The 3,437-nt window shown below is 33.8% G+C and carries 2 protein-coding genes; one reads left to right on the plus strand and one right to left on the minus strand.

Features of this window, described 5'->3' with window-relative positions; genetic code table 11:
• Positions 1 to 208 (plus strand): hypothetical protein (locus HMPREF9304_RS14825; RefSeq protein WP_231564433.1); only part of this gene is annotated, 208 nt, incomplete at its 5' end.
• A gap of 205 nt (positions 209 to 413) precedes the next feature.
• Here HMPREF9304_RS14825 and HMPREF9304_RS01395 read toward each other — a convergent pair.
• Positions 414 to 3,260, minus strand: a complete 2,847-nt coding sequence (locus HMPREF9304_RS01395) for a DUF4135 domain-containing protein (RefSeq protein ID WP_036926048.1) — start codon at positions 3,258 to 3,260, stop codon at positions 414 to 416.
• Positions 3,261 to 3,437: the final 177 nt, after the last annotated feature.

Raw genomic sequence — 3,437 nt, forward strand, 5'->3', positions numbered from 1 at the left:
CCTTGCTCTTGGCTATGTAATTCCCGCTATTAGGGCTTACTCGGGACTTCCACCCGTTAGAAAATGCTCATGCCGAGCGTACACCAAGGATGGGGTATGCCGAAATATAGTATTTGGCAGCCCCATCCATTTGAACTCTTCAGAGAACCTTACAAGCTACAATTCCATTAAAGGTTGGTGCTTGGTAGGCCCGGTTTTGGTCGTTTAACAATAATAGGACACATGCAATTGCACACAGCTGTATGGTCACAGCTTCGGCTACTTCTTGAAGAACCACAAGAACCTTGTGCTGCTACAGTGTGAGCTTGACCTCCAAGAACAAGCATTAATGACTCCTTGTTCAGAACAGAGAATTCGTCTGTCAGAACAGATTTCAACTGATTAATTTTTTTCATAAATTGAAATAATTTAAGTTAGCCTACTCTATGAGCTTTTCGGCATCCGCTTTTATTTTCATTTAAAAATGTGGAGTGAGCGATTTCAAGACACAATATACTTGGAATATTTTTCCAATCATAAAATTTTAGAAGTTGATATCCTATTCCTGCAAATCCCAAAAACAACCCTACTTGACTATTTCGGTTGTCATCTCCACAAATAATATCTTGGCTTTTACTTATCTCTGTTGCTATCGAATTAACCCATCTAAAAGTTTTTGTATCATTTTGCATAGATAACAAGTGCAGTATTTCCAAATTTCCCATAGAGCCATGACAAACAGAAAGATTATAGCCAATTCTTTTTTCAATCTGGTTGATAGCTATTTTTAGTTCTTTTACCATTGTTTTATCGGAAAATCCTTCTGACGCCAAGATAAGTCTTGACAATGCAATTCCTGTTGCACCATGACACCAACTTCCGCTATCTTCTTCATATGAAGGGTTTCTTCCATCGATCCAGCCTTGAATCTTATCAGAATAAAAAGAGCGATCATGAAGTAACGAGTGTTTAAATGCTTCTAAATATCGAATGTCACCAAATTGTTTATACAGCAAAAATATTGCTGTTGCCATAGAAGAACTGCCATGAGCAAATCCTCCTAAATTCAAATCATTTTTACCAATAATCTTGTTGCCATCAGTATATGTCCAATATGTTTTACCTTTTATATTCTTGGCAAGTTGCAACAGCCTTTCACCACTCGTTTTCAAAATAGTCAACTTATCAGTTTCTTTCATTAATTTGCATTGTGTTGTAAAAAGTATTACACCTGCTAATCCTGACATATAATCAAATAGAGTGGTAATAGGTATCAGTTCTTTTACTTCTTTGATTATAGACTGATACACCGAAACATTGTATAAATCTGGAAATACTTCCATAATGTACAACAATCCCATAATACCAGATAAAGGCGATATAGCAATCTCACTTTTGTCAACGCCAATATGGACAATATCCCTATGTTCGCACAGTTGCTGAAAAATTCCATGCGCAATTTCTTTGTGTTGTATGTTATGACTGTATGTGAACAAGGTAAGGTAAAACAAGCATACTCCCAAAAGTCCATCATATAAAGAGTCGTTCATCAAACAGACTTGGAATTTTCCATCATAGACATTCCTTGTTCTACATACAAATCCTATTTCATTATCAATTTGTATCATTCGTTTACGAATTTCTTTCTCAATTCGCTCGATTGCTTGCCATAGAACATTTCTATCTAAGGAATCTTTTCCAACAGGTAAAATGCGCACTTTATTTATATTAGTAGTTCCTACAACATCTATAAAGAAATTTACAGACTCATCTATCATGCACAATTGCTCTTCCTGCACTTTTGTGGAGAGTGTAGATAATTTTTCTACTATAACAGAGTTTTCTTTTGGGGCAACAGAAATCCATTCATCTACAACGATGCTATTTGGCAAAGTATATAGAGAATTCTTGTTTAAATACATGAAATAGTAGGGTATATTCCCTTTTTCTATCTGATTTGCAATAGAATGTATAAGAGGAACGCTTAACACACCATAAGATTCTTTCCTGACAATAGGTTCTATAAGTTCCTTTATATCCTTGTCTCCATGCAGATATGGGGGAGTTACCATCTCTGTTAAAAGATAAGAATATATAACTGTTGGATGCAATAAGACTCTTGAACATATAGAATTGAAATCATAGGAGTTGAAATATCTTGATAATTCAAGTCTATGTGCTCTCATAAAGTCACATGCGTCTGCAAAACCTTTTTCAAAATCTTGAAGAGTTTCTGTCGTTATAGTATAACATTTTCCTTCTTTCTTCGGCAAATGATAATTAAAAGCATCAAATTCAAATAAAACAGATGAGATTTGCGCCCTTTCATTTGCATCATTAAACATCCAATCTGGTAAGATACCAGTTTCAAGGACAGAAGATTGTAAATACGCACTGATTTTAGTGCTATCTAAATGTTTAAATTTCTTTGATACAACAGATTCACAATCAATTATATATGGGCAATTACCAAAAACCATTAGATTATCAGGAATTATATCTTGTGCACCAAACAGATATAAGAAAGCCTGTATTTTTCCCAAATTATAATAGTACTCATTAATAGAATCACAATTCTCCATATCACAAGGCTTTACTTGCAAGTGCCAAGAATAGCTATTTCTATCTATGAAGGCAGGAATCCCCAAATGTATAGATAATCCCATCTTATCAAGTACAGATATTGTATCCGCAATGAACTTTTCATTAGCAGCTCCTCTTGGCTTGTAATACAATTTCGTACCATTGAAAAACAAAACTGATGAGACACAATTGCCCTCATGCAAATCCCCTTCAAAAAGTTTAATCTCTGTAATCTTTAAATCTTTTATGGCAGAACTTTCTATATCTACTTTTAAAGCAGAAAGAAGCCTATCAATATGATGCATAATATTGACAGAATAACTCTCAAGTATAGAAAGCAACTTCGGGTATTTTTCAAAGAAATATGTTATCCATTCATCATTAGATGATAATGTATCACGAAAGAATAGACTTTGTTCTTCTTCTGTGCTACCTTTCAAAAAGTTATTTTCTTTCGCCAAATTAAATTCAAATGGATAAACAAACTTCAAATAAGTATTGTAAGCATAAGAAACGACTTGGTATGAAAGCTGCTCTACAATGTCATCTGTCTGCAAAAACGGATAATTATCTATGATTTTGATTATTGCATCATAGATATAGTTGTAGTAAGGAAACATAAAGAATCCTTTTCCTTCTTGTGCATTGTTGCAAGTTTGCTTATGTGAATATTTAAGTATTTCGAATTTCAAATCCATATTACTATATAAGTATCTGAGCAACAAAAAGTTGCTCAAGATTTTGTAATGTCAGAATTTTCACTTATCTTAGTGTTGCAAAAAAAAACAAGAGAATCCGACGATAGACATGGCAAAGATATAAATTAAATCTGAGAGACTCACTCCTTTTGGGGGATTATTTTCAATCATGGAGCA

It is taken from the genome of Hoylesella timonensis S9-PR14 (assembly GCF_000762405.1).
GTDB classification, from domain to species: Bacteria; Bacteroidota; Bacteroidia; order Bacteroidales; family Bacteroidaceae; genus Prevotella; species Prevotella timonensis_A.